Source organism: Nonomuraea basaltis (assembly GCF_005893125.1).
Lineage (GTDB): Bacteria > Actinomycetota > Actinomycetes > Streptosporangiales > Streptosporangiaceae > Nonomuraea > Nonomuraea basaltis.
The window spans coordinates 1-6,035 of record NZ_VCJS01000408.1; the positions used below are offsets into that span (position 1 = coordinate 1).

6 protein-coding genes and 1 pseudogene are annotated in these 6,035 nt (G+C 67.5%); 5 read left to right on the plus strand and 2 right to left on the minus strand.

Going from position 1 to position 6,035, the window contains the following annotated elements:
* The 5 genes and pseudogenes from EJK15_RS66950 to EJK15_RS66970 form a co-directional block, all read left to right on the plus strand.
* A partial coding sequence (locus EJK15_RS66950) for an AMP-binding enzyme (protein ID WP_138720542.1) occupies nucleotides 1-656 on the plus strand: 656 nt, incomplete at its 5' end.
* On the plus strand, nucleotides 653-2,005 hold the full coding sequence (locus tag EJK15_RS66955) for an oxygenase MpaB family protein (RefSeq protein WP_138720543.1): 1,353 nt from the start codon (nucleotides 653-655) through the stop codon (nucleotides 2,003-2,005). The genes EJK15_RS66950 and EJK15_RS66955, both read left to right, overlap by 4 nt.
* Before the next feature lie 23 nt (nucleotides 2,006-2,028).
* The gene (locus tag EJK15_RS77005) at nucleotides 2,029-2,688 is read left to right on the plus strand and encodes an aldehyde dehydrogenase family protein (RefSeq protein WP_276615613.1); all 660 of its coding nucleotides are present in this window, start codon (nucleotides 2,029-2,031) and stop codon (nucleotides 2,686-2,688) included.
* Between the two features lie 311 nt (nucleotides 2,689-2,999).
* Nucleotides 3,000-3,470: pseudogene (locus tag EJK15_RS66965) on the plus strand (transposase); the annotation flags it as partial.
* A 212-nt stretch (nucleotides 3,471-3,682) separates the two neighbouring features.
* Complete coding sequence (locus EJK15_RS66970; RefSeq protein ID WP_138720545.1) at nucleotides 3,683-3,937, plus strand: hypothetical protein; 255 nt, start codon at nucleotides 3,683-3,685, stop codon at nucleotides 3,935-3,937.
* A gap of 651 nt (nucleotides 3,938-4,588) precedes the next feature.
* Here the strand turns inward: EJK15_RS66970 and EJK15_RS66980 are convergent.
* Both EJK15_RS66980 and EJK15_RS66985 read right to left on the minus strand, forming a co-directional pair.
* Entirely contained in the window at nucleotides 4,589-5,167 is a 579-nt protein-coding gene (locus EJK15_RS66980; RefSeq protein ID WP_138720546.1) for a hypothetical protein, read from the minus strand.
* A complete protein-coding gene (locus tag EJK15_RS66985) occupies nucleotides 5,164-5,715 on the minus strand; it encodes an RNA polymerase sigma factor (RefSeq protein WP_171075392.1) in 552 nt (183 codons plus the stop codon). The genes EJK15_RS66980 and EJK15_RS66985 overlap by 4 nt, the downstream gene beginning before the upstream one ends.
* Nucleotides 5,716-6,035 lie beyond the last annotated feature (320 nt).

The following is a 6,035-nucleotide window of genomic DNA, read 5'->3' on the forward strand; positions in this document are numbered from 1 at the left end:
TCGCCACCCTCCTGGCCCCCGCCGACCACCGCGACCCCCGCCTGGCCGCCTCGGCGGGCCGCGCCGCCCTGCACACCCGGATCGAGATCGTCGACCCCGACACCCGGGCCCCGGTCCCGCGCGGAACGGTCGGCGAGATTAGGGTCCGCGGCTACGGCATGATGAGCGGCTACTGGAAACGCGACACCGAGACCGCCGCCGTCATCAGCGAGGATGGCTGGTTGTCCACCGGCGACGTCGGCCACCTGGACGAGCGCGGCTACCTGTTCGTTGTCGACCGCGTCAAAGACATGATCATCAGCGGTGGTGAGAACGTGTACTCCGCCGAGATCGAGAACGTCATCGCCCGCCACCCCGCCGTCGCCCAGTGCGCGGTCATCGCCCTCCCGCACGAGCAGTGGGTCGAGACCGTCCACGCCGTCGTCGTCCTGGCCCCCGGCGCCCGTCTCGACCTCGCCGACCTCCAAGCACACTGCCGCCCCCACCTGGCGGGCTACAAATGCCCGCGCGGCCTCACCGTCCTTGACTCCCTCCCCCTGTCCGGCGCGGGCAAGATCCTCAAGCGCCGGCTCCGCGACGACCTCACCACAAGCCACCCCACCAACGGTGACGCCACCCGCGACCTCCGCACAACGGGAAAGGAAACAGACCGATGACCTCGACCCTCGCCGAACTCCAAAACAGAGTCGCCCAGCAGAAGACGCGGCTGCCGGCGATGTACGGCGCCATCGACTTCGGCACCCGGCCTGAACGGTTCACCGACGACCCGGCCGCCGAGACCGCGATGCGCACCGAACTCGCCCACGAACGGCCCCGTCTCCTAGCCGACACCACCCAGGTCGCCACGATCGAAGCGTTCACCATGCTCGGAGACACCGTCGCCGACGCCTACGCCGCGCTCCTGCCCCATCTGGGGTTCCGCACCCTCGTCGACATGCTCGACCGGGCATGCGACCTCGGCATCGACGCCGTCACCGACCCGCCCGCCGAACTGGTCGCGCTCATCACCGACATGGAGTACGTGCCTGACTGGATCGACATGGACCTCGTCCGCGAGGGCGCCCGCCTGGAACGCAACTCCTTCGCGCACGCCGCTCCCTACGCCATCCGCGGCGCGTTCGTCGGCACCTTCCTCAACACCTACGCCGCCCTGCCGATGGCGCTCACCGGAGCCCTCGACCAGAACTCAGCCGCCCAGCGCATCAAGGAGACCGCTGCCTTCTTCTCCGGATCCGTGCTGCCCGGAGCCCTGGACCGGCACGGCGCCGGCTTCAAGGCCGCCGCCAAGGTCCGCCTCATGCACTCCATGGTCCGCTACAACATCCTGCGCCGCAGCACATGGGACTCGACCGTCTACGGCATCCCCATCCCCCAAGCCGACCAGATGCCCGCCGGCCTCATCACGGCCTTCCAGCTCTCCCTGCGCGTCCTGCGCAGCGGCCGACAGGAGTTCACGCCGGACGAACGAGCCCTCATCGAGTTCGCCCGCTACCGCGCACACCTCCTCGGACTCCCCGAAGAACTCCTCCCCGACACCCCGCGGCAGCTCGTGGACGTCTTGGCCACCCGGCACGCGACCCTCCGCAAGGCCTACGACGACGCCACCTGCGGCGCCCTGGTGCGAGCGACCATGGCCGCCTACCTTGAACCCGACACCTCTTTCACCAGCCGGATCCGCGACCGGTTCGAGCGAAGCTTCTCCAAGGCGTTCTTCATCCGCAGTTTTCTCGCCGCCGACAACGACCGAGCCACCCAGATGGGCATCGGCCTCACCCGAACCGACAAACTCCGCGCCACCTGTGTCGGCTTGGCCATCGGCACCCAGATGGCCCTCTACCACGCTCTCCTCAAAATCCCCGCCACCGCGAACGCCGCCGACGCCCGCCTCATCATGAAGCTCAACCACGACCTCCACAGGCTCGGCCGCCCCGCATTCACCACCAACGCCGCCGCTTACCCCTCCACCCCACACACGACGACACCACAACACCCCTCGAACGCCTGACCAAGCTGACAGAACTGACAGCCATCCGGGGCCGAACATCCGCACCACGAGCTCCGGGGCGGTCCTCGTTGGCGGCGCGGCGCAGCGATCTGCGCAACCTCAAGGCGGCGCTGATCGCCCGGCGCGGCGCCATCGAGGAGGCGATCAACACCGACTTCGGACATCGCTCGCGACACGAGACCGCGCTGATGGAGGTCGGGGGCGTCGTTCAGGGCATCGACTACCTGGAGCGCAATCTCCGCCGGTTCATGCGCCCGACCCGCCGCCACACCACCCTCATGCTGCGTTTCGGCTCCAACCGCGTCGAATACCAGCCGCTTGGCGTGGTCGGGGTCATCTCGCCGTGGAACTACCCCGTCAACCTGTCGATGATGCCCGTCGTCACCGCGATCGCCGCCGGCAACCGCGTCATGCTCAAACCGTCGCTGCGGCGGGCGCGGCGGCTGTACGCGGCCGAGGCCGAGAGCGATCCCCATTACCGCGCTCATTTCGCCCGGCTGGATGGGGACCTCGCCCGGCTGTACATCAGCCTCGGCTGGACCAAGGAAGCCCTCGCCCTCGACCGCGACGATGAGGACCCGCCGCCCGTGCCACTACCGCCCACGTCGCCTCCGGCGGCACCTGATCCATTGCTGGGCGGCCGCAGAAGGCCAGGCGGGCGCTTACTGCCACCTGCGACGTAGAAGCGGCTGGGTAGTGCGTCGCGATGGCCGGCGCCCACGGGCCTCTCTTGAGTGCCTGCGCGGCAGCGATCTCTCCTTGGGACAGGTTCCGGAGCCAAGCCTGTGGAGGCCGCCATGATCGGTGCTGCGGTGGAAGCGCGGGAAGCACCCTTGCGGCGGTGAAACTGGTCGAGCCAGGAGATGTCTGTTGGTTGCGTCCACGGGAGTGGTGTACGAGTTTGGCCTGTTCACAGGCGTGGCGTCGTGAAATGAAGACGGCCATCGCGTGATCCTTCGAGTAGCAAGATCAAGATTCGAAGGAGAACCAGGCGATGGCCGTAGATCCCAGTGTGACGCCCGAGCAGTGGCTGGCGAAGCAGATCGAGACCGACGACCCGGATCTGTTGCGATCCATGGTGAAGACCATGGCCGAAGCGTTGATGTCGGCTGAGGCCGACAGCCTGTGCGGCGCCGCGTACGGTGAGCGCAGCGAGGAGCGGACCAATTCCCGCAACGGCTACCGCAAGCGCGAGTGGGACACCCGGGCGGGGACGGTTCAGCTGGCGATTCCGAAGCTGCGGTCGGGCTCCTACTTCCCGGACTGGCTTTTGGAGCGTCGGCGGCGGGCCGAGCAGGCGCTGATCAGCGTGATCGCCACGTCTTATCTGCTCGGCGTGTCGACCCGGCGGGTGGACAAGCTGGTCGAGCAGCTGGGTATCAAGCACATCTCCAAAAGCCAGGTCTCGCAGATGGCCAAGGTGCTCGATGAGCAGGTCGAGCCCAGCCGCCCAACCCCAGTTGACCTGACCGACTCCCGGCAGCGAGCCGCCCACCCAGCCGCAAAACCCCGCGTTCTGCCACCCGTCCCCGACACCAAGAGCAGCGAACTGCCGAAGATCTGCCGCCAACGCAGCATCACCCTGCACAAAGACGACCTCGGCCACCTCGACAAGTTCCGCCAGGATCTGGCCTACCTCAGCCCACCTGGATCATCACCTACAAAAGTGCTCGTGCCATGACCGAGGGCCTCAACGGCCGACTCAAGGGACACGACCTCGACCTCGGCGACCCCAAGAACCGACTCGCCCACGGCCGCGTCGCCCAAACCCTGTTGATCGCTCTCATCGTCACCGTCGCCAACGACCACTTCCTCGACGTCTGGCGTCACCAGCACAACCCCGGCCCCGCCGTCCATCACGACGACGTCCCCTATGACGGACATCCGAGCGTCCCGCCCGCCGAAGCCGGGAAACCCCCACCAGACCCTTAAGCCACAATTCGGGTCATCGACATCCACCACCGTCCCGGCCGAGGGCTTCGCCATGCCCACCAGGCCATTCACCACGCCCGCACGACCGCGTGATAGCACCCGAGCCACTCATCTCGCCGACTCTCGGACCCCAAACCCGGACGAACCAGATTCGGGAAACCCCTGAAACGGCAAGATCCCGCCTGATCTCGGTGATCAGACGGGATCCCGTCAACTTCAGTCCAGCCGTCTCAAGAACGGCCCACCAACTGGTGTGGAGGACTCATGTCGAAGACAGCCACTTAGGGCCTGTACGGAGTTGAGATCAGGCGGATTCGCCTGCGCTTGGGTCTGCGCTCCTGGTAGGCCATCGCCATGGCGCGTGGAGGTCTCACCGATGAGGATCGCCTTGTACTTGTCGTACTGTCTGGGCCACGGCGTGGACTGGTCGGGTCCGAGCCTGGCCCAGCTGATGGCGATGATGCGGTGGCTGGTGGACGAGCCTATGCCGACACCGAGGCGAGATCTGCGACGAGCTCGCTCGTAGAGCGCCGCTCGCAATCTTGTACGGAATCGATTGCGCTTGTGAGAGCGCGGCAGAACGCTTAAAGCGGCGGTGGGGGATTGCGGCCAATCCGGCCCGCGATCCTCCACCGCCGGCTCGTGGGGCCGTCAGCTCCCGCCGTCGGCTTCCCACGACGAGTCATCGATCACCGTGCAGGGCGCAACCTGGCCGGCGATCAGAGAACCCGTCAGACGCCACAGCAGGGGACGCTCCTTCGTCTCGGCCGTCTCTTGATGGTCTCCGGCGAACTCCAGCACCAGCGTCCGGCCGGCGCCGATGCGCCGCGGATCGATGTCCACCCCACCGTCGCGCATCCAGGACGCGCCGGAGCCCGGCTCGCCTCCCAGCGCCGTGCCGCCCGTCTGTCCTCTGCCCGCCTTGCACTGCTTGCCGGCCGGGACATAGGTGATGTCGGCCGTGACGCCCGCCTCGGCCAAGTCTCGTTCGAGCTGGTCGGCGTCCTTGAACTCGTTGATCTCCACCCGGACCGTGCCGTCGGTGTTCTTGGTCACGGCGTACGCGGGCCCCTCCGTCCCGGTCAGCATCGGGACGGCGAACGCCGCCGCCGCGGCGACGAGTGCCGCCGCGCCGCCCGCGTAGAGCCGGTGGGTGAGGCGGCGGCGCCGCTCGACGCGGTCGTTGATCTCGGCCTTGAGCTCCATCAGCAGTTCATCCTCGTATTTCATTCCGATGCTCCACTCATGACGAAGGGCAGGTTCCGGAGCTTCTTGCGGGCGCGGTGCAGGCGCACCTTGGCGGCACCCTGTCCGATGCCGAGGGCGAGTGCGGCCTCCGTGACCGTGAGCTGATCGATGACGACCAGTTCCAGGACCGCGCGCTCCCCCTTCGGCAACTCGGCCATGGCCTCGAACGCCTGCCTGGCACGCCGCTCCGCGTCGATGCGTTCCTCCAGCTCGGCGATGTCGTCCACGTCGAGCGTGCGCCGCCCGCGCACCCGGCCCGTCAGCTGGTACCGCTTGTACGCTCTGCGCCGCTCGGCGGAGAGCGTCTTGCGGGCCACACCGTAGAGCCACGCGACCTCGCTGCCCAGCTCGGCCCGGTAGGTGTGGGCCGAGTCGAGCACCGCCACGAAAACCTCGGCTACCAGGTCGGCGACGGTATGCGGGTCGTCGACGCGGCGGGCGAGGAAGCGGGTGAGCGCATCGACGTGTCGCCGGTAGAAGGCCTCGAAGGCCACAGGATCTGTGGCGATCTCCGCCTGTTTACGACGCACCGGTCATGCTCCCTTCGTCGATATCGCCCCTGCTTGGCGAGAACCAGCAAAGGGGTTACATCCGACATGTCATGGCCCGGTAACCGCCCGGCTTCTGGGAGCCGGGCCTGGCGGCGCGAGGCGGGCCGACGGCCTGCTCGCGGTGATGCGGGCGGTCCGCCCTCTTGCAGGACATGGCCGCCGAGCCTGTCGACTAGGGCGCGTATTTGATTGTGATCAATCTGCGGGATCTGCCCTCGTCTCGGGGCCTGATCCGGTAGATCGTTCAGCGTGACGCGAGTGCAATTGACGGATGTGGAGTGGGAGTTCATCGAGCCCTA

Excerpts from the sequence above, each read along its gene's own strand:
- EJK15_RS66970 (WP_138720545.1), top strand. The coding sequence starts at position 3,683 with ATGACCGAGGGCCTCAACGGCCGACTCAAGGGACACGACCTCGACCTC.
- EJK15_RS66955 (WP_138720543.1), top strand. The coding sequence starts at position 653 with ATGACCTCGACCCTCGCCGAACTCCAAAACAGAGTCGCCCAGCAGAAG.
- EJK15_RS66980 (WP_138720546.1), bottom strand. The coding sequence starts at position 5,167 with ATGAAATACGAGGATGAACTGCTGATGGAGCTCAAGGCCGAGATCAAC.